This is a genomic window from Lacihabitans soyangensis (genome assembly GCF_024343775.1).
Taxonomy (GTDB): Bacteria; Bacteroidota; Bacteroidia; order Cytophagales; family Spirosomataceae; genus Leadbetterella; species Leadbetterella soyangensis.
Genome location: NZ_RJUF01000167.1, coordinates 1 through 509, shown reverse-complemented (window position 1 = coordinate 509; position 509 = coordinate 1). Strand labels below are relative to the sequence as shown.

General features: G+C 44.8%; 1 pseudogene. It reads right to left on the bottom strand.

Features of this window, described 5'->3' with window-relative positions:
* Positions 1 to 509, bottom strand: a pseudogene (locus tag EGI31_RS15270) (hypothetical protein); the annotation flags it as partial.

Genomic DNA, 509 nt, shown 5'->3' with positions numbered 1-509 from the left:
TGGATATGGTGTTTATAGCCACCACTGTTTGTGCAGTGCTACTACATCCTTTAGAAGTAACCGTCAATGTATAAGTGCCAGCATTGGCTATAACGGTATTTAATATTATTGGGTTTCGATCCGTAGAACTGTAACTATTTGGACCTGACCAGAGATAGGTTTCTCCTTCAGATCCGATTAGATTTAATGAGCCGCCCGCACAAATAGGTGAATTACTTGTAGCTGAAGAAACAGGCAATGCTTTGACTTCCAAGCCTGTGATAATCGTGCTGGCTTCTGATGTACAGCCATTTACGCTACAAGTGGCCGAAATACTATAAGTTCCTACTGCATTGAGCGTTAGGCTTGTACCCGTAGCTCCACCCTCTGACCACGTCACTGTGCCTGCACAATTACTGGCTGTTAGGGTCAATGTACTTGGGGAACATACTACCAAGGTATTCGGAGGGGTGATGGTCGGAGGTAAAATCTGATTAATTGTAACCACCGTAGTAGCCGAGGCCGAACAT